General features: G+C 61.9%; 19 protein-coding genes and 1 pseudogene. 9 read left to right on the forward strand and 11 right to left on the reverse strand.

Annotation, left to right across the window (positions count from 1 at the left end; all coding sequences use genetic code 11):
• A pseudogene (gene eno / locus AB1E33_RS00005) lies at positions 1-147 on the forward strand (phosphopyruvate hydratase); the annotation flags it as partial.
• Between the two features lie 217 nt (positions 148-364).
• Positions 365-532 carry a hypothetical protein gene (locus tag AB1E33_RS00010; protein WP_372575206.1) on the forward strand — a complete coding sequence of 56 codons (168 nt, stop codon included), beginning with the start codon at positions 365-367 and terminating at the stop codon, positions 530-532.
• A gap of 28 nt (positions 533-560) precedes the next feature.
• Here AB1E33_RS00010 and AB1E33_RS00015 read toward each other — a convergent pair whose 3' ends face one another.
• The 3 genes from AB1E33_RS00015 to mazG form a co-directional block, all read right to left on the reverse strand.
• Positions 561-1,013 (reverse strand): GNAT family N-acetyltransferase, encoded by a 453-nt coding sequence (locus AB1E33_RS00015; RefSeq protein ID WP_372575207.1) that lies wholly within the window; start codon positions 1,011-1,013, stop codon positions 561-563.
• Between the two features lie 109 nt (positions 1,014-1,122).
• Positions 1,123-2,064 carry a nucleoside hydrolase gene (locus tag AB1E33_RS00020; RefSeq protein ID WP_372575208.1) on the reverse strand — a complete coding sequence of 314 codons (942 nt, stop codon included), beginning with the start codon at positions 2,062-2,064 and terminating at the stop codon, positions 1,123-1,125.
• Between the two features lie 88 nt (positions 2,065-2,152).
• Complete coding sequence (mazG, locus tag AB1E33_RS00025) at positions 2,153-2,986, reverse strand: nucleoside triphosphate pyrophosphohydrolase (protein WP_372575209.1); 834 nt, start codon at positions 2,984-2,986, stop codon at positions 2,153-2,155.
• A gap of 64 nt (positions 2,987-3,050) precedes the next feature.
• On the opposite strand from mazG, the gene AB1E33_RS00030 reads away from it, so the two are divergent.
• The 4 genes from AB1E33_RS00030 to AB1E33_RS00045 all read left to right on the forward strand — a co-directional run bounded on the left by AB1E33_RS00030 (position 3,051) and on the right by AB1E33_RS00045 (position 6,765).
• On the forward strand, positions 3,051-4,214 hold the full coding sequence (locus AB1E33_RS00030) for a M20 aminoacylase family protein (protein WP_372575210.1): 1,164 nt from the start codon (positions 3,051-3,053) through the stop codon (positions 4,212-4,214).
• A 39-nt stretch (positions 4,215-4,253) separates the two neighbouring features.
• Positions 4,254-5,216 (forward strand): agmatinase, encoded by a 963-nt coding sequence (speB, locus tag AB1E33_RS00035; protein WP_372575211.1) that lies wholly within the window; start codon positions 4,254-4,256, stop codon positions 5,214-5,216.
• A gap of 148 nt (positions 5,217-5,364) precedes the next feature.
• Positions 5,365-6,312 (forward strand): agmatinase, encoded by a 948-nt coding sequence (gene speB / locus AB1E33_RS00040; RefSeq protein WP_372575212.1) that lies wholly within the window; start codon positions 5,365-5,367, stop codon positions 6,310-6,312.
• 48 nt (positions 6,313-6,360) lie between these two features.
• Positions 6,361-6,765, forward strand: coding sequence for a DUF1499 domain-containing protein (locus AB1E33_RS00045; protein ID WP_372575213.1), 405 nt, complete (start codon positions 6,361-6,363; stop codon positions 6,763-6,765).
• On the opposite strand, the gene AB1E33_RS00050 is transcribed toward AB1E33_RS00045, so the two are convergent.
• Positions 6,754-6,987, reverse strand: coding sequence for a hypothetical protein (locus tag AB1E33_RS00050; protein WP_372575214.1), 234 nt, complete (start codon positions 6,985-6,987; stop codon positions 6,754-6,756). The two genes, AB1E33_RS00045 and AB1E33_RS00050, sit on opposite strands and share 12 nt — an antisense overlap.
• 63 nt (positions 6,988-7,050) lie before the next feature.
• On the opposite strand from AB1E33_RS00050, the gene prfA reads away from it, so the two are divergent.
• The 3 genes from prfA to AB1E33_RS00065 all read left to right on the forward strand — a co-directional run bounded on the left by prfA (position 7,051) and on the right by AB1E33_RS00065 (position 9,752).
• Positions 7,051-8,106 (forward strand): peptide chain release factor 1, encoded by a 1,056-nt coding sequence (gene prfA / locus AB1E33_RS00055; protein ID WP_372575215.1) that lies wholly within the window; start codon positions 7,051-7,053, stop codon positions 8,104-8,106.
• The gene (gene prmC / locus AB1E33_RS00060) at positions 8,103-8,948 is read left to right on the forward strand and encodes a peptide chain release factor N(5)-glutamine methyltransferase (RefSeq protein ID WP_372575216.1); all 846 of its coding nucleotides are present in this window, start codon (positions 8,103-8,105) and stop codon (positions 8,946-8,948) included. Before prfA ends, prmC begins: the two co-directional genes overlap by 4 nt.
• A gap of 231 nt (positions 8,949-9,179) precedes the next feature.
• Positions 9,180-9,752 carry a DUF4167 domain-containing protein gene (locus AB1E33_RS00065; RefSeq protein WP_372575217.1) on the forward strand — a complete coding sequence of 191 codons (573 nt, stop codon included), beginning with the start codon at positions 9,180-9,182 and terminating at the stop codon, positions 9,750-9,752.
• Positions 9,753-9,834: 82 nt separating this feature from the next.
• On the opposite strand, the gene AB1E33_RS00070 is transcribed toward AB1E33_RS00065, so the two are convergent.
• From AB1E33_RS00070 to lptF, 7 genes are all read right to left on the reverse strand, one after another.
• On the reverse strand, positions 9,835-9,996 hold the full coding sequence (locus AB1E33_RS00070; RefSeq protein ID WP_372575218.1) for a hypothetical protein: 162 nt from the start codon (positions 9,994-9,996) through the stop codon (positions 9,835-9,837).
• A gap of 190 nt (positions 9,997-10,186) precedes the next feature.
• Positions 10,187-11,029, reverse strand: a complete 843-nt coding sequence (rsmA, locus tag AB1E33_RS00075; RefSeq protein WP_372575219.1) for a 16S rRNA (adenine(1518)-N(6)/adenine(1519)-N(6))-dimethyltransferase RsmA — start codon at positions 11,027-11,029, stop codon at positions 10,187-10,189.
• Complete coding sequence (pdxA, locus tag AB1E33_RS00080; protein ID WP_372575220.1) at positions 11,026-12,009, reverse strand: 4-hydroxythreonine-4-phosphate dehydrogenase PdxA; 984 nt, start codon at positions 12,007-12,009, stop codon at positions 11,026-11,028. The genes rsmA and pdxA overlap by 4 nt, the downstream gene beginning before the upstream one ends.
• The gene (locus AB1E33_RS00085) at positions 12,006-13,244 is read right to left on the reverse strand and encodes a peptidylprolyl isomerase (protein ID WP_372575221.1); all 1,239 of its coding nucleotides are present in this window, start codon (positions 13,242-13,244) and stop codon (positions 12,006-12,008) included. Before AB1E33_RS00085 ends, pdxA begins: the two co-directional genes overlap by 4 nt.
• Positions 13,229-15,385, reverse strand: a complete 2,157-nt coding sequence (locus AB1E33_RS00090; protein WP_372575222.1) for an LPS-assembly protein LptD — start codon at positions 15,383-15,385, stop codon at positions 13,229-13,231. The genes AB1E33_RS00085 and AB1E33_RS00090 overlap by 16 nt, the downstream gene beginning before the upstream one ends.
• Complete coding sequence (gene lptG, locus AB1E33_RS00095; protein ID WP_372575223.1) at positions 15,385-16,482, reverse strand: LPS export ABC transporter permease LptG; 1,098 nt, start codon at positions 16,480-16,482, stop codon at positions 15,385-15,387. The genes AB1E33_RS00090 and lptG overlap by 1 nt, the downstream gene beginning before the upstream one ends.
• Positions 16,479-17,618: an LPS export ABC transporter permease LptF gene (gene lptF / locus AB1E33_RS00100; RefSeq protein WP_372575224.1), complete on the reverse strand. Its 1,140-nt coding sequence runs from the start codon at positions 17,616-17,618 to the stop codon at positions 16,479-16,481. The genes lptG and lptF overlap by 4 nt, the downstream gene beginning before the upstream one ends.
• Positions 17,619-17,625: the final 7 nt, after the last annotated feature.

The following is a 17,625-nucleotide window of genomic DNA, read 5'->3' on the forward strand; positions in this document are numbered from 1 at the left end:
CTGGCGGTGGCGACCAATTGCGGTCAGATCAAGACCGGCTCACTGGCGCGCTCCGACCGGCTGGCCAAGTACAACCAACTGATCCGCATCGAGGAAACGCTGGGCGAAACCGCAAAATACGCCGGAACATCCATCCTGCGCGGATAAAACCTGGACCTGCAGAACACCAAAGCTCCAGGCAGATCCGGGGGCTTTCTTTTGCCCGGTCGCGGCTGCGCAATGCGCTATTGAGGAATCGGGAAACCGTTTGAACGGGGCCGTTCAGCGTGCCGCCGCGTCACAGAAAAACTTGATCAGGATCAAGGACCTGATAGTGCCTGAAGGGGCAGATATTGTGCACATCTTTTAAAGAAAGGAAGCGCGAATGACCCCCTTTGCAAAATCTCTGTTTGCGGCGGTTGCCACACTTGCTCTGTTGGGCGCCTGTACTAAGGAAAATACCTATCCGGTCACCGGCGAACAATGCGGTCCCGAAGATCCGGTCAAGACATTGGATGCAGCGGATTGTTACGTCCCGCCTGCCGGTGTCTAAACGGTAAGCGACGGTCGAATCGGATCTGTCACCCAAGCACCCGGCTCATGAGCATATAGCGGTCCCGTGCTTTGAACCCGCTGCGCAGATATAGTTTCTGCGCAGCGGCGTCTTCGCGGTCGACCTCAAGATGGACCGCCTTGATCCCTCCGGTCGCAAGCGCCTTTGGCAGCTCCAGAAGCGTTTCACTGGCGATGCCACGCCGCCGGACCGCCGGGCGGATATAGATCTCATCCACGAACGCATCCATGCCACCGAATTCCACCGACCAGCCGAAGGTCAGGATGATATAGCCCAGCGGTGCGCGGGCCGGGCCGATCAGGTAGATACAGCCATGGGGAATTCCCTCGAGCAGCGGCAGCAGCGCTGACTGGCGCCGTTCCTCGTCCTGTTCGATGCCCATTTCGGCATGAAAGGCGGCGACAAGGCCCATGAGCCGGGCCAGATCTTCGGGCTGGGCGAGGCGGAGTTGCGCGCTCATGTCAGTGGCTCCAATGCTGTGTGTGCCCCGCTGCGGTGCTGCCTCGAAATACCGTCGAGGAGGGCGTTCTGACCCGGTATGGGGCGTAAGGCAAGGCGGGATTGTAGGCTCATAGTCGGGACAGGCGGTCGATCAGCAGGTCAAAGAACCCGTCCGCGTCGATATCACCCATGAACCTTGTGTTGGGCGTGCGATCTGTGACACCCCACCAATCTGCCACTGTCATGCCCAGGGTCAGATCCGACTGCGTTTCGATTTCCACATTGATATGGCGACCCGAGAACAGTTCAGGGCGTATCAGATAGGCCGTTACACAGGGATCGTGCAGAGGCGCGCCTTCGGAGCCGTATTTTTCGCGGTCGAACCGTTCGAAAAAGTCAGTCATCTCGGCGACGGCGTGCCCGACTTTGCTGTCCAGCGCGCGAAAGGCGTCGTTACGGTGTTTTGTGACAAGAGCGTCATGGGTGACGTCCAACGGCATCATCACGATTGGAATGTTGGATTTGAACACAATATCAGCGGCTTCGGGGTCGACATAAATGTTAAATTCGGCGGCCGGCGTAATGTTGCCCACCTCAAAATAGGCGCCGCCCATCAAGACGATCTCCTGCACCTGCGGGATTATGTCGGGGGCCTTCTGAAAAGCCGAGGCGATATTGGTCAGCGGCCCAAGCGGGCAGAGCGTCACGGTGCCCGGGTCTTCGCGGCGCAGCGTGTCGATGATGAAGTCGACCGCATGGCCGTCGGACAATGGCATTGTCGGGTCAGGCAGGACGGGTCCGTCGAGGCCGGTCTTGCCATGCACATGTTCGGCTGTGACCAGCTTGCGTCTGAGAGGCGCGTCGCAGCCCGCATAAACCGGCATGTCCGGACGGCCTGCCAACTCACAAACAATGCGGGCGTTTTTGGCGGTCAGGTGCAGTGGGACATTGCCTGCAACTGCGGTAATGCCCAACACATCGATCTCGTCAGGGCTGGCCAGCGCCAGCAAGATTGCAACCGCGTCGTCCTGACCGGGATCGGTGTCGATGATGATCTTTCGGGCGGTCATTGGTGGCTCCTGTCAGGCGCGGCGGGACAGTCGCATCCGGGCTGTGTCCTGTCCAGAGGGTGTCTGCGGCACAAGCCGGGAACCGCCATCAGGCTTTTTGCTGTGCCGCCTGTTTTTCCTGCTCTTTGACCTCGTCCCAGAGCGCGTCCATCTCGGCCAATTCGCTCTCGGACGGGGTCTTGCCGCGTTGGGCCAGCCGCTCCTCGACGGCTGCAAAGCGGCGGGTGAACTTGGCATTGGTGCGGCGCAGGGCGGCCTCGGGTTCGATCCCCAGATGGCGGCCCAGATTGACCATCACAAACAGAAGATCGCCGAACTCGTCTTCCAGCGCGTCCGCATCCTTGGCATCGCGGGCTTCTTCCAGTTCGGCGGCCTCTTCGGTGATCTTGGCCAGCACATGGCTGGCATCGGGCCAGTCAAACCCCACGCGGGCGGCGCGTTTCTGCAGCTTATGGGCGCGCAGCAGCGCGGGCAGGTTGGAGGCAACGCCGTCCAGCGCGCCTTTCTGCGCCTTGCCAGCACGCTCGGCGGCTTTGATCGTCTCCCAGTCCAGGGTCTGCTGTTCGGCGGATTTGTCGCGGGATTCGTCACCGAAGACATGCGGGTGTCGGTCGACCATCTTGTCGGACATGGTGCGCACCACGTCCTGAAAGGCGAAATGCCCCGCCTCGCTGGCCATCTGCGCGTGAAAGACGGACTGGAACAACAGATCGCCCAGCTCGCCCTTCAACTCGTCCCAGGCTTCGCGTTCGATGGCATCGGCGACCTCATAGGCCTCTTCGATCGTGTAAGGGGCGATGGTGGCGAAATCCTGTTCGATATCCCAGGGGCAGCCGGTTTTGGGGTCGCGCAGGCGGCGCATGATTTCAAGCAGGCGCTCGATCCCGGCATCGCTGTTGTTGATCAATGTGTTTTCTGTCATTGCGACGGCCCCCGTTCCGGTGTCTGATGCATCAATTCCCGACGTTGACGCAGGAGTCCACCCCATGCCCGTTGTAAACCGCATTGCCGAGTATGCGCGTGACATGACGGCGTGGCGTCAGCATCTGCACCGCATCCCGGAACTGGGGCTGGACTGCCCCAAGACCTCGGCCTTTGTGGCAGAGAAGCTGCGCGCGTTCGGGGTGGATGAGTTGCATGAAGGCTTCGCGCGCACCGGGATCGTCGCAATCATCAACGGGCGCGGTGACGGGCCGACCATCGGCTTGCGCGCCGATATGGACGGGTTGCCGATCTCCGAGGCGACCGGGCTGGAATATACCTCGGAACATGAGGGGCGGATGCATGCCTGCGGTCATGACGGCCATACCACCATGTTGCTGGGCGCGGCCCGCTATCTGGCCGAGACGCGCAATTTCTCGGGCCGCGTAGCGCTGATCTTTCAACCTGCCGAAGAGGCGGGCGGCGGAGCCGAGATCATGGTGCAGGAGGGCATTCTGGACCGGTTCGACATCGCGCAGGTCTACGCGCTGCACAACGCGCCGGGTTTCGGCGAAGGTGGGTTTTATACCACCCCGGGTCCGATCATGGCGGCGGTGGATACGTTCCATGTGCATGTGCAGGGCGTGGGTGGCCATGGCGCCATGCCACATGAGACCCGCGACCCGGTGATGGCCGCCTGTGGCATCGCCCAGGCTTTCCAAACGATTGTCAGCCGCAACCACTATGCTCTGGACGATCTTGTGGTCTCGGTGACGCAGATCCATGCCGGGACGGTGGACAACGTGATCCCCGATACCGCCTTTCTGAACGGCACGATCCGCACCTTCGACCCGGCGGTTCAGAAAATGGTGAAGAAGCGGATGGAGCAGATCGTGGCGGGGCAGGCAGCCAGCTATGGCGTCGAGGCGAGGCTGGACTATGAGATCGGCTATCCCGCGACCATCAACGATCCCGACAAGACGCGGTTTGCTACCGCTGTTGCGGGTGAGGTCGCTGGCGCAGCCCGCGTCATTGCGGATAAGGGGCGTGAGATGGGGGCCGAAGATTTTTCCTATATGCTGCAGGCCCGGCCCGGCGCCTATCTGTTTCTGGGCCAGGGCGAGAGCGCGGGGCTGCACCATCCCGAATACAATTTCAACGATCAAGTGGCTCCGATCGGGGCGTCGTTCTTTGCCCGCCTGGTCGAAACGGCGCAACCCGCCGCGTAACACGCAGATCGTTGACGTAACCAAGAAGGGCGCCCGAGCATGGCACTGGAAGATGCAAAAAATCAGGTGGATGAGGCCTTTACCCGTACCGATCTGCGCGGGCCGTCCTTTGAGAACACCTTTGGCGGTGCGACTTCGTTCCTGCGGCGCAAATACACCAAGGACCTGCGCGGCGTCGATATCGCGGTCACCGGCGTCCCCTTCGATCAGGCGGCGACCAACCGGCCCGGCACGCGGCTGGGTCCGCGCGCGATCCGTGAGGCGAGCGCACTGCAATCGCCCGATGCGCCTTATGGCTGGCCCTTTGATGCGCTGAGCGAGATGGCCATCGTCGATTATGGCGATGTGGCTTTTGACTATGCCAATGTGCCCGCCTTTCCCGACACAGTGAGCGATCATATCCGGGGCATTCTGGAGGCGGACGTGGCCTCGGTCACGCTGGGGGGCGATCACTATATCAGCTTTCCGATCCTCAAGGCCTATGCCGAGACTTATGGGCCGATGTCTTTGTTGCAATTCGATGCGCATACCGACACATGGGCCGATGACGACATGGCGCGTGTGGATCATGGCACCATGTTCTACAAGGCGGTGAAATCGGGGCTGGTGGACCCAGCGCGATCGGTTCAGGTGGGGATCAGAACCACCAATGACGACACGCTGGGCGTGAACATCATCGACGCACGCGAGGTCTATGAGGCCGGGCCTGCCGCCACGGCGCAAAAGATCAAGGAGATCCTGGGTAACCACCCGGTTTATCTGAGCTTCGACATCGACGGGCTGGACCCGGCCTTTGCACCGGGCACCGGAACGCCGGTCTGGGGCGGTCTGACCTCGATCCAGGCCTCGATCATCCTGCGCGACATTGCCGGGATCAACATCAAGGGCGGCGATGTAGTCGAGGTCTCGCCCCCCTTCGACACCACCGGGGCCACGGCCATCGCCGGCGCCCATATCGCCACCGAGATCATCTGCCTGCTGGGGTGGAACAAGTTCAGATGAAGGGCGCTCAGCGCAGCGCTATCGGCGCTTTAACTCCGTTCGATATGTCGGTGTTCGACCCGATCTGGTGGGGTCTTAACTTTTGGTTAGTCATAATTCCGGTATTCGCCGTACTCGGTGGGCAGACCGGGTGGGAGCAGCAAAGAGCATGACCGAATTCAACCAACCTATAAGTGGCAACGATCTGGCCCGGTTTTCCGGACCGAACACCTTCATGCGTCTGCCGCAGGCGACCAACCTGGACGGGCTGGATGTGGCGGTGCTGGGCATTCCAATGGATATCGGCACCTCGTGGCGGTCCGGCACCCGGTTCGGGCCCAAGCAGGTCCGCGCCGAAAGCGCGATGATCCGGCCCTATAACATGGCGACGGGGGCGGCGCCCTTCGACAGTCTGCAGATCGCCGATATCGGTGATCTGGCGATCAACACGTTTTCGCTGGCCGACAGTCTGAGGATCATCAGGGAAAGCTATGCCGCGATCCTAACCAATGATGTGATCCCGGTGGCGATGGGTGGCGATCACTCGATCACCTTGCCGATCCTGCGCGCGATCGCGGCGAAACACGGCCCCGTGGCGCTGGTGCATGTGGATGCCCATGCCGACGTGAATGACGATATGTTCGGCGAACGCGAGACCCATGGCACCGTTTTCCGCCGCGCCTATGAAGAGGGGTTGATCCAGCCCGACCGGACCTATCAGATCGGCATTCGCGGCTCGGGATATGCCGCGACGGATTTCACCGAGGCGCAGGGCTGGGGGTTCCGGCAATTCCCGGCCTGGGACCTCTGGCACAAGAGCCTGGCACCGCTGGGGGGAGAGATCCGCCGAGAAATCGGAGATCGTCCGGTCTATGTCACCTATGATATCGACAGCCTCGACCCGGCCTATGCGCCCGGCACCGGCACACCCGAGATCGGCGGGCTGACCACCCCGCAGGCGCTGGAGCTGATCCATGCGCTGAGCGGGGCCAATATTGTCGGCTGCGATCTGGTCGAGGTCTCGCCGCCCTATGATCCCTCGGGCAATACCGCACTGACTGCGGCAAATCTACTCTATGAACTGATTTGCGTTCTGCCCGGTGTCGCCGCGCGCTAGGCTGGTTGCAGTCAACAAGGGGCAGAAACAGGCGTGGGACGGTTCGCGATGTTGGTATGGGTGCTGCTGGTGGCAGTTGTGGTGGTGTTGGGCTATGTCCGGCTGGCCCCATCGGCTGTTCCGCAGTGGCATGTTGCACCTATCGGTGACAGTGATGCGGATACGCGCGGCAGCGTGCTGCGGGTTCTCAAGGCCGGGCCGAATGCGCTCAAGCAATTCGATCAGGTTGCCCGTGCCGATCCGGGCACCACGGTGCTGGCCGGGTCGGTCGATGAACAGATGATCACCTATATCACGCGCAGCAATGTGTTCGGTTTTCCCGACTACACCACAGCGCAACAGCAAGGCGAGTTACTGCGCATCCATGGCCGGCTGCGCTTTGGCAGATCGGATTTTGGCGTGAACCGCGCGCGGGTCGAGGGCTGGATCGCGCAGATGCCGTCAGGAGGATAGGCAGCCCTTCTGAACCTCGCGCCACATCGGCACATTTAGTGACATCTGGCATTGCGCCATGAACATTCGGCCATCGACCTGCATGCAGATGGTCTGGCCCAGCTCAATCCGGGACCCGCTCTTGTCGGTGCAATAACAGTCCTGAACCTTGCCGCCGGGGCCTGTAACATCGGCCAGAACCGGGCTCGCGATCAGCAGAAAAACAAGTAAGTGTCGTGTCATGCCTCAAAGCCTAGCACAGTCTAGCCCCTTGACCAAAGCCCCGCGATATCGGACACCGCCGGGATGGTTCCTGAAGAACGACTAGAACAGATTACCCAGAGGTTTCAGTACCTCGAGGCGGCGATGGCCGATGGCGCGGCTGGTGGCGATATCGCCCGGCTGGCCAAGGAATATTCCGACCTGAGACCGGTGGTGGAACAGATCGCCGCCTGGCGCCAGATCCTCGCCGATCTGGCCGAGGCCGAAGCCATGCTGTCGGACCCCGACATGAAGGAACTGGCCGAAGAGGAACTGCCCGCCTTGCGCGAACAGCTGCCGCAGGCCGAACACGCATTGCAATTGGCGCTGCTGCCTCGCGACGAGGCCGATGCGCGTGCCGCGATGCTGGAAATCCGGCCCGGCACCGGTGGCGATGAGGCGGCTTTGTTCGCAGGGGACCTCCTGCGCATGTATCAGCGCTACTCTGAGGGGCGCGGCTGGAAATTTGAGATTGTCGAGGAGCAGGCCACTGAACTTGGCGGCATCAAGGATGTCGTGGTGCATATCAAGGGCGAGAATGTCTTTGCCCGGATGAAATACGAATCCGGCGTGCACCGGGTGCAGCGGGTGCCCAGCACCGAAAGCGGAGGGCGTATCCATACTTCGGCGGCTACCGTGGCAGTGCTGCCCGAGGCCGAGGATGTGGATGTGCAGATCGACGCGGGCGATCTGCGGATCGACACGATGCGCAGTTCAGGGGCAGGAGGCCAGCATGTGAACACCACCGATTCCGCCGTACGGATTACTCATCTTCCCAGCGGCATCGTAGTCACCAGCTCTGAAAAATCCCAGCATCGCAACCGCGAAATCGCGATGCAGGTACTCAAAACCCGGCTCTATGATCTGGAACGCCAGCGGATCGACAGCGAACGGTCGGCCGACCGTGCCAGCCAGGTGGGATCGGGCGACCGCTCCGAACGTATCCGCACCTATAACTTCCCGCAGGGTCGCATGACCGATCATCGGATCAACCTCACGCTCTACAAGCTGGATCAGGTGGTGCAGGGCGATCTGGACGAAGTGATCGATGCACTGACCGCTGACGATCAGGCGCGGCTGCTGGCCGAGATGGGCCAATGACCACCGCACAGACAGCCGCGCAGGCGATGGTCGCTGCTACAGCGCGGTTGCGTGCCGCCGGCGTACCCGACCCGGCCCGCGATGCGCGGGTCCTGCTGGCCCATGCCGCCAGGATCGAGGCCAGTCGCGTGACGCTCATTGCGCCCGAGGATCTGGCCCCCGAGATTGCCGAGCGCTACGACCACCTGATCGCCCTGCGCGCCATCCGGGTGCCGGTCTCGCATCTGTTGGGCGAGCGGGAATTCTACGGCCGCCGCTTCAAGCTAAGCCGTGATGTGCTGGATCCGCGCCCCGAGACCGAAACCCTGATCGAAGTGGCGCTGTCGCTGCCCTTCGACCGGGTTCTGGATCTGGGTGTTGGCTCGGGGTGCATTCTGGTGACCCTGCTGGCCGAACACCGCAACGCCACCGGGATCGGTGTCGACCTGAGCGAGGCCGCCTGCCTGCAGGCCAGTGCCAATGCGGTTCTGCACCGGGTCGAGGATCGCGCCGATATCCGCCGCTCTGACTGGTTCGGCGCGGTTGACGGCACCTTCGATCTGATCGTCGCCAACCCACCTTATATCGCGCTGGACGAGATGCCCGGTCTGGCCGCCGAAGTGCGCGAGCACGAGCCGGAAATGGCGCTGACCGATGGCAGCGACGGGCTGGAGGCCTATCGCCGGATTGCTGCCTCGGCCTGCGATTTTCTGCAGCCGCAAGGCCGCCTGATCCTGGAAATTGGCGCGACGCAGGCAGAGGCGGTCAGCGCGCTGGTGCAAGCCGCGGGGCTGGCGCAGGTGCAGGTGATCCGCGACCTGTCCGGCCATGACCGCGTCATTCTGGCGCAGAATCCCGCATGAACCCGTCTCTCTTCAGCGTCAATTGGCCATATGCTTCGCAAAATACCGTTTTTTTCGGTCTGCCCTCTTGTTTGTGGCGACAGGACGTGTTTACTCAGAAGTGTCGCAGCGGATGAGGCATTAGGCTCGCCCGCGACATTAAGCCCAAAAAGTCGATACCCGGCGTATGTGGTCGCATGAAGCGGAGAACAGGGTGATCGACATTCGAAAGACAAGGCTGACTAAAACAAAATGAGATCGTCCAAATCCCGTTCGCGGTCCAAGAACAACCGTAACCGGCCCTCTGGTGGCAACGTTGTCAATCGTGTGTTTGACAGCTCCGGTCCCGAAGGCAAGGTGCGCGGTACACCGCAACAGATCATTGACAAATACAACCAGCTGGCTCGCGATGCGCAGCTTGCGAATGATCGCGTCGCCACCGAGAATTTCCAGCAGCATGCGGAACACTACCTGCGTCTGCTAAGCGAGGCGCAGCGCGAAATGGATGCGCGGCGCGAAGAGCAGGAACGCCAGAACCGCGAACGTCAGGCTGAACGCGACCGCGAGCGTGCCGAGCGTCAGGAACGCGAATCGGCGGCAACCGCGCCTGCAGCTCCTGCGTCTGATCCGGCCGAGGCCCCGCAACCCGATGTTCTGGATATTGCGGGTGATGACGAGAGCAGCGAAAGCGGTCTGGTCGAAACTCCGGAAAGCAAGCCCAAGAAACCGGCGCGCCGGCCCCGCGCCCGCAAGCCGAAAACCACCGACAGCACCGATGCCACTCCCGCTGCCGACTCTGGCGACGCGCCCGAAGCGGCAGAGTAGAGCTCTGGTAAACGAAATTGGACGCCCGCGAGCGGTGGGCGTTCTTTTGGAATTTGGGCTGGGGTTGGGCGCGAATGCGCGCTCAGGACAGAAAGAATGCAGCCAGCGCGCCGGTCAGCCCGAAAGCGCAGGCAAATATCACCAGTTCAAGCACCGGAAACCCGGTGCCGGTATCATCGATCTTCCGTGAAGATGCGGCGCTTGCCGAGGCAAATTGACGGTTTGCAGAGCGAACGGTTTTCATAACGGGCCTCACACACAAAAAAAGAAATTGACCAACAGGGTTGCGAGCATAGCCGATCGGCTAGGCGTGGACTGTGATTTTGTTCACTTCTGTAATTCTGGCGGCTGAATTGGCAATTTTTTGTGATCAATGTACGCCTCGTGGGCGTCATTGTTTCGTAGATATGAGCAATTGGTGCGGAAAGGGGGGCTCAGGACGTCGCGATCTGACGGGCCAGGTTACAGAATGCCTCAAGCGAGACCTGTTCGGCGCGCTCGGTTGGATTGATTCCCGCGGCCAGCAGACGTTCCTCAATATCAGGGCTAACGCCCTTGAGTGCGGCGCGCAGCATTTTGCGACGCTGGTTGAAGGCGGCGGCGACCACGCGGCTCAGCACGTTTGCATCGGCCGGGTAGCGCGGCGCGGGCAGGGCGGTCAGATGAACCACCGCGCTGGAGACTTTCGGCGGCGGGGTGAAGGCGCCTGGTGGCAGCGACAGCACGATCCGCGCCTCGGCGCGCCATTGGGCAAGAATGGCAAGCCGCCCATAGGCCTTGCTGCCGGGTCGGGCCACGATGCGTTCGGCAACCTCGCGCTGGAACATCAGCGTCAGGCTTTGCCAGAAGGGCGGCCAGTCATTTGGTGTCAGCCAGCGCACCAGCAATTCGGTGCCAATATTGTAGGGCAGGTTGGCCGCGACTCGAATCGGCGGCGTCAGATGGGTCAGCGGGTCGATCTCGAGAGCGTCGCCATTGAGGATGTCCAGCCGTCCGGGATAGGCGGCGGCGATCTCTTGCAGTGCCGGGATGCAGCGCGTGTCCTTTTCCACCGCCAGCACACGGCGCGCGCCTTCGGACAGCAGGCCGCGAGTCAGACCGCCGGGACCGGGGCCGATTTCAAGCACGTCACATTGCGACAAGTCCCCCGCTTGCCGGGCGATCTTGGCGGTCAGGTTCAGGTCCAGCAGAAAGTTCTGGCCCAGTGATTTGCGCGCAGACAACTGATGACTCGCGATGACCTCGCGCAGAGGGGGCAGGCTATCAATAGCGCTCATTGGGGTGGGCCTTGGCGTGTCAGGGCCATGCGCTGCGCCAGTTTTAGCGCCTCGATCAGGCTGGAGGGATTGGCGATGCCTTTCCCCGCGATGTCGAAGGCGGTGCCGTGATCGGGCGAGGTGCGGATGAAGGGCAGGCCGAGGGTGACATTCACGCCCCGGTCGAAATCCAGCGTCTTGATCGGGATCAGTGCCTGATCGTGATACATCGCGATGGCGGCGTCATAGTGCGCGCGTGCGGCGGCGTGGAACATTGTATCGGCCGGATGCGGTCCGGTGATGCGTAGACCTTCGTCCTGCATCTGCGCGATCAGTGGCACGATCCAATCCAGCTCTTCCTGCCCCATCGCGCCGCCTTCGCCCGCATGTGGGTTGAGACCGGCGACGGCGATCCTGGGTTGCGCGATGCCGAATTGATCCCTGAGGCCTTGCGCAGTAATATTGACGGTCTCGCGCAGCAGGTCGGGAGTAAGGGCCGTGGGTACCTGCGCGAGCGGGATGTGGATCGTGGCGGGCACGACGCGCAGCGCTTCGCTGGCCAGCATCATCACCACCCGGTCAACCTCGCCCAGAGCCGCAAGAAATTCGGTATGGCCGGGATAGGCGAACCCGGCACCGTCGATCAGCGCCTTTTTGTGGATCGGTGCGGTACACAGCGCCGAGGCGTGCCCCGAGCGCACCAGTTCGACGCCCGCTTCAATGGCCGAGATAACGCCCTCGGCGTTGCGCGGGTCGGGTTGGCCGGGGGTGGCGTCGCCCGCAAGGGACAGCGGCAGAACTGGCAGAGCCGAGGCCGAGATCGCCCCGGCGGTGGCCGGGTCGGCGACGGTCACCACCGGCGCACCGGCAGGCAGGTGGCGCGGATCACCGATCCAGACAAAGGGGCAGGTGTCGCGCAGGGCTTGCCATGCGCTCAGCGCGATCTCCGGTCCGATCCCAGCCGGTTCGCCGCAGCTGAGCGCGATGGGCAGGTTGGTCATTGCTCGACGATTACCGCGTCGGCGCGCAGCTGTTCCAGCAGGCTGGCGGCAAAGGCATTCAGGCGCTGTTCGGTCAGGGCGCGGGCCACATCCTCGCGCGAGGCATCGTCGCCCAGATCGCGGGTCCGGCTGCAGAGCATGAGCAGCACCAGCGTCTGGCCGTTGTTGCGGGTCAACGTGGTCGAAACCTCATCCGGGTCAAGCTTGGCCAGTTCCAGCGCGATATCCTTCGGAATTTCCGAGGGCTTTGCGCTCTTGCGGTCCAGCACGGTTTCTGGCTGACCTTTGGCAATGCCGTAGAGGTCATCACAATTGTCAATCCGGTCCGCGATTTCGGCGGCCTTCGACAGCGCTTCGGGAGTGCGGCCGCCGGGAATGAAATAGGTGGCATAGTCGATCGTCGCGTAGCGCGGGGCGCTGGCGGCGACTTCTTGAATGCCGCGCATTTGAAACAGGGCGATGGCGTTGGGCAGCGGGATCGGAGAGGTAATGTCACCCGGTGCCAGAGCCAGGATCGAAGGCTGCAATGCCGGTGGGATCTGGGTGATCGGCAGCCAGTCAAGGCGGCCGCCATTGTCGCGGGTGTCAGAGGCGGAATATTGCGCCGCGGCGGATGAAAAGGCGTCATATCCTTTGACCTGCGATATCTCCGCCGCCAGGTCTTCGGCCTGGGCAAGGGTTTGCGGGGTGATCGGAATGATCACCTCGGACATCAGCACCCGCAACCCGCCACTCCCGCCGGCCTGACCCAGGGCGCGGTCTATCTCCTGCTGGGTGGGACGGGCCTGTGACAGGTAACGGGCCTGAACATAATCACGCCAGGCCAGTTGGCTGCGGACAAAGTCGCGCAGTGTTTCCTGCGAGATTCCAACATCGTTCAGCGCCTTGATGAACTCTTCGCTGGTTAGATCGGCCCGGCTGGCAAATTCGTCGATTCCAAGTTGCACGTCCTCGGGCGCCACCTCCATTCCGGCCTCGCTGATCACCTGCTGCCGCAGACGGTCGTCAATCAGCGCTTCGCGCGCGTCTGTTTCGGGATCGCCGGGCAGGTTGAGGATGTCCATGAACATGATGCGCTGCTCAAGCTCGAAATTCGTGATGATCTCCTGATTGACGCGGATTGCAGGAGAGAACAGGCCCTGCGCCTGTACCGCACCCTGCGTTAGGATCACGCTCAGCGTCAGGCCCGTGCCGAGCGCAAGAGGTCTTGTCAGCCGTTTCAGGATTTTCTGCATGATCGCCTGTATTCTTTGCTTGCGCCTTCGACGGCAAATCCGTCCAGAGAAAGCGAGATTCCGAAATCCGTGGAAGGTTCCACGCTGGTTGAGGATGTATAGCGGCGGCTCAGGGAAATGTTAATGGTGAGGCATTCGTTCTTGTAGATCGCCCCGATCCCGGTCCGCACCGCACGCGAGTCTTGGATGTCATAGCGCAGATCCGCCAGCGCTCGCCAGTTCGGGTCGACTTGATAGCCGCCGTCGAACCACACCTCGGACACCGCCATGTCGCGGTCTTCCTGCGGGTCGCGCCCAAGCCAGAGATAGGTGCTGCTGAAGTTCAGCCGGTCGCTGAACCAGTCCGCCCGCACTTCGGCCTTGTCGAAATTGAGTTCCCCGCTCAGGATACCGCGCGTGGTCAGGGCCAGACCGTTATTCATACGGATCTGCCCGGCCAGCAGTATATCCGACGACGTGCCCTGTAGCCCCGATGTCTTGGTGAAGTTCGGGTTTGCGTATTGCCGGAAGACCTGACCGATTGTGGCATAGGCCTGCCAGCCAGCCGGATCGTAGCGGGCCCAGTTCAGGCCATAGACGAAGGTTGCGCCATCCTCGCGAACATCCGGTGCCGGAAAGCGCGACAGGCGCAGCAAGTCGCCCTGGTCGAACTCGACGAAGCCGCTTTCCTCATTTGGTACGTCAGAGTTGGTTACATTGGTCCAGCCCAGCTGTGCGATCGGCTCAAGATATTGTGTCGCGCCGTTCTTTTCCTGCCGGGTCATCGGATAACGCAGAGTGAGCGCCGCGCGGGGCGTGGCACGCAGGACGTTGTCGGGATTGACGTCGTCGTCGAAAAACTTGAACCCATCTACAGATGTGCCCAGATGCAGCTCGGTGCGCAACCCCTGTCCAAGGATCCAGTAGCGATCCCATGCTACATCGGCTGTCGCGCGGGCCAGATCACGGCCGACAACTTCCTCCTCGGTATCAATGCGGTGTGCATGGCCCTCGAAACCCAGGAGAAGTTCGCCACCAATTCGGTCGGGAAAATAGCGGCGTTGATAGTCCAGGTCGAAAATCTGTGCGCCGGATTCATCGTCTACCTCGTCATCCCGCAACGATTTGTAGTGGATAAACCGGCCTAGAAACGCCTCGTCGCGGGTGGTGCGCTCCAGTGCGATCTGGCTGCGCAGGCGGTCGTAATCGGGAAGGCCGTAATCCAGCAGATAGCCGTCATCGGACACGGTTTTGATATCAAATCCGAGGCGGTAGCCGTTTTTCAGCGCGAAGATCCCATCGGCAAAAAGATAGCCCCGGTCTTCGCCCTTCAGGATGTCGTCGCGGGTGAAGGCACCGTTGATGTTGATGCGGCCGCGCCGGAAGGCCTGCCGGTAGCGGAAGCCCAGCGTCGTGGTTTTCGACGACAGATAGGGAGTCAGCGTCAGGTCCCGGTGATCGCCGAGCTTGAAGAAATAGGGCACGCGCACCCCAACCCCCAATTGTGAGGTGGACCGGATCGACGGAACCAGAAACCCGTTTGCGCGTTTCAGGGTTGGGTCGGGCAGGCGCAGCGCCGGAAAATAGAAAATCGGCACATCCAGAACCCGGAACTGTGCGCCTTCGAAATAGAGCTGACGCTCGGCCTGATCGTGGGTCACTTTCTGCGCCCGGATCTGCCAGAGCGGCGGGCGGCCATCCTCGCAGACATGACACGAGGTCACCGCGGTCTTGTAAAGCTGCGTATAGCGGCCACCGACGCGGGTCATTTGCAGCGAGGCCAATTGCACCTGCTGTTCGAACACCATGCGGGCGCCGCGCAGCAGGCCGTTCTGCAACCCCTGATCCATTTCGGCGGCGTCGGCCAGAATGGTGATCTCGCCGCCCTGATCGATGCGGATGGGTCCTTCGATCGACAGGGTGCCGCTTTCGCGGTCGAAGGTGATCTTTTGTGCCCGCAGGCGCACCTCACCCTGATATGCCTCGACATTGCCTTCGGCGATCAACTGGCGTTCCGGAGTGATGAAGACCTGGTCAGCAACCAGCAGCGCCGGGGTTTGTTCTTGCGTCTGGGACCCGGGGGGCAGGGAGGTGCTCTGCGCCTGGGCGGCGGGTGCCGCGGCGAGGCAGGCAAGCAACAGAGCGAGGGGCAGTCGGGGCATTATCCGTCCTCTGCATGAAGCAGCAGACCCAGCGCCAGCATGATTGCGGCGGCTGGCGGGGCCCAGGCGGCGAGCGCCGCGGGGATCTGCCCGTTTTCACCCAGCACCTGGGCGAAGTTGCGAATGAAATAGAGCGTGAAGCCCAGCAGCACCGAAGCCAGAACCGCGACGCCGGTGCCGCCAAAGCGCGTATGTCGCATAGTGAAGGCGGCGCCGATCAGGACCATCGAGATCAGGAAGAGCGGCCGGGCCAGTTCGACCTGGAACCAGACCTCGTGCCGTTTGGTTGAAAACCCGGCCTTGCCCAACTGGCGGATCATCTCGGGCAGATCGTAGATCGAAATGCTTTGCCGCCGTCCAATACTGTCGCGGATGCGCTCTTCTGTCAGGGTCGTCCCGATCTCAAGCTCGTCATGGTAGGCGGCATTGGTTTCGGGGTTGATCCCCTCGATCAGCGGCCAGACCTTTGCGTTGCGCAGGATCCATTCTTCACCAACTAGCTGGGCGCTTTCGGTATTGATCTGCCGCAGCGGCCCGCCGTCGGGGGCATAGGTCAGGATGGTAACGCCCAGCAAGGTGCGGCTGTCTTCTTCGAAGCCGGTCGCGTGGATGACGGATTGGCCGCGATCGTCGCCCTGGCGCAGCCACAGGCCCTCGCCGCTCAGCGACAGAACAGAGGGGCCGCCATTGCGATAAGTGTCGCCCAAAATTTGCACCCGTTCGGACGTGGCCGCCACGATCGGGTTAAGGGTCGACACTGCAAGCCCTCCGATACAGGCCGCAACCAGCACGGGCGCGACCAGCACCCGCAGCCCCGACCGACCGGTGGCGCGTGCCACCACCAGTTCGGAACTGCGCGCTAGACCAACAAACAGTACGATTGTCGACAATATCATCAGCAGGGGCAGGATTTCGCTGATCGCGGCAGGGGCGCTCAGCAGGGTCAGGGTGACAATCTTGCCAAAGCCGACATCGTCCCCCTCAAACCGGCGCAGCTGTTCGATCAGGTCGATCAGCAGGATCAGGGTCAGAAAGACCATTCCGATCACCAAAAACCCCTGCACGAAGCGGCGAGCGAAATAACGGTCAAGAATCATGTTGGCTGCCCTCCGCCTTGGCGCGATCTGCGCAGGATGACCGATAGCGGCCGCGATCCGAACTGCAGAAACAGGCAAGCAATGGCGATCCCCAGCACGGTTGGCAGATAGATCAGTGGCCAGAGGCTGGCATCCTGCAGCACTGCATCCGACACCACCCCGCGCAGCACCTCGAGGCAGACGAGGATCAGAAACGCCAACAGCGCCTGCTGCCAAACGCCGAACCGCGAGAATCCGCCCAGCATCAGCGTGGCATAACCGATCATCGTCACCGCAATGCACACCAGCGCCCGGGCAAAGCGCAGATGCAGCTCTTCGGAGACCTTGCCCGCGCTGAGCCCGTCCTTTTCCTCGATCCCCTCGGGATCGCGAATCATCTCACTCGTCGGGATGGCACGTATGCTGCGGCGCTGGCTTTCGCTGCGGCGGATCAGGCTGGTGATGTCATAGGAGAAATCGGAGAAGGCGGTCGAGGACAGGGTGTTGCCGGCGTGGTCGAGCCGCAGCGCCAGCCCGTCCACCATGATCAGGTTGGCATTGTCGCCATCGCGCACCAGAAAGGCCTTGGCTCCGGTATAGATGGTGCTTTCCGCCGAATCGCGGCGATCTGACAGGAACACGTCGTTCAGCGTGCCGTCCGGGTCGATCTGCCGGATATAGAAGGTGACGCCATCGGCGGGATGCAGGAAGCTGCCCTCGGTCAGCAGGCGCGCGGTGACATTTCGAGCCACCTCGGATTGGCGCATCTCAAGCTGCTTGATCGAGGTGGGCAGCAGCAGATGGGTCAGCAGGCTCATCATCAGGGCGGTCACGAGGCCAAAAGCGATGGCGGGCCGCGCCAGTCGCCACGGGCCGGATCCGGTGGCCTGCATTACCGTCAATTCGCTGTCATTCTTGAGCCGGTTGGTGACATAGACCGCTGCTGCGAACGCCGCCAGCGGCAGCACCATGCGGATGAGGTTGGGCAGGGCAAGGGCGGTGAACTCCAGAAACACCAGCGCCGACTGGCCATCGCTGATCAGCTTGTCGAATAGCGATACCGCCCGGTTGATCCAGAAGACGGCAACCAGAATCAGGGCGAAAAACCCGAAGAAGAGCAGAAATTGCGACAGCACATATCTGTCGTATCGTGTCACTGCGATC

Source organism: Ruegeria hyattellae (genome assembly GCF_041537925.1).
GTDB lineage: Bacteria > Pseudomonadota > Alphaproteobacteria > Rhodobacterales > Rhodobacteraceae > Ruegeria_C.

What these genes read in the sequence shown, in the direction of transcription:
- lptG (WP_372575223.1), bottom strand. Translation starts at nt 16,482, where the DNA reads ATGATTCTTGACCGTTATTTCGCTCGCCGCTTCGTGCAGGGGTTTTTG.
- AB1E33_RS00065 (WP_372575217.1), top strand. Translation starts at nt 9,180, where the DNA reads ATGAGATCGTCCAAATCCCGTTCGCGGTCCAAGAACAACCGTAACCGG.
- speB (WP_372575212.1), top strand. Translation starts at nt 5,365, where the DNA reads ATGACCGAATTCAACCAACCTATAAGTGGCAACGATCTGGCCCGGTTT.
- AB1E33_RS00050 (WP_372575214.1), bottom strand. Translation starts at nt 6,987, where the DNA reads ATGACACGACACTTACTTGTTTTTCTGCTGATCGCGAGCCCGGTTCTG.
- AB1E33_RS00090 (WP_372575222.1), bottom strand. Translation starts at nt 15,385, where the DNA reads ATGCCCCGACTGCCCCTCGCTCTGTTGCTTGCCTGCCTCGCCGCGGCA.
- prfA (WP_372575215.1), top strand. Translation starts at nt 7,051, where the DNA reads ATGGTTCCTGAAGAACGACTAGAACAGATTACCCAGAGGTTTCAGTAC.
- AB1E33_RS00045 (WP_372575213.1), top strand. Translation starts at nt 6,361, where the DNA reads ATGTTGGTATGGGTGCTGCTGGTGGCAGTTGTGGTGGTGTTGGGCTAT.
- pdxA (WP_372575220.1), bottom strand. Translation starts at nt 12,009, where the DNA reads ATGACCAACCTGCCCATCGCGCTCAGCTGCGGCGAACCGGCTGGGATC.
- rsmA (WP_372575219.1), bottom strand. Translation starts at nt 11,029, where the DNA reads ATGAGCGCTATTGATAGCCTGCCCCCTCTGCGCGAGGTCATCGCGAGT.
- prmC (WP_372575216.1), top strand. Translation starts at nt 8,103, where the DNA reads ATGACCACCGCACAGACAGCCGCGCAGGCGATGGTCGCTGCTACAGCG.
- AB1E33_RS00085 (WP_372575221.1), bottom strand. Translation starts at nt 13,244, where the DNA reads ATGCAGAAAATCCTGAAACGGCTGACAAGACCTCTTGCGCTCGGCACG.
- mazG (WP_372575209.1), bottom strand. Translation starts at nt 2,986, where the DNA reads ATGACAGAAAACACATTGATCAACAACAGCGATGCCGGGATCGAGCGC.
- speB (WP_372575211.1), top strand. Translation starts at nt 4,254, where the DNA reads ATGGCACTGGAAGATGCAAAAAATCAGGTGGATGAGGCCTTTACCCGT.
- AB1E33_RS00015 (WP_372575207.1), bottom strand. Translation starts at nt 1,013, where the DNA reads ATGAGCGCGCAACTCCGCCTCGCCCAGCCCGAAGATCTGGCCCGGCTC.
- AB1E33_RS00070 (WP_372575218.1), bottom strand. Translation starts at nt 9,996, where the DNA reads ATGAAAACCGTTCGCTCTGCAAACCGTCAATTTGCCTCGGCAAGCGCC.
- AB1E33_RS00010 (WP_372575206.1), top strand. Translation starts at nt 365, where the DNA reads ATGACCCCCTTTGCAAAATCTCTGTTTGCGGCGGTTGCCACACTTGCT.
- AB1E33_RS00020 (WP_372575208.1), bottom strand. Translation starts at nt 2,064, where the DNA reads ATGACCGCCCGAAAGATCATCATCGACACCGATCCCGGTCAGGACGAC.
- AB1E33_RS00030 (WP_372575210.1), top strand. Translation starts at nt 3,051, where the DNA reads ATGCCCGTTGTAAACCGCATTGCCGAGTATGCGCGTGACATGACGGCG.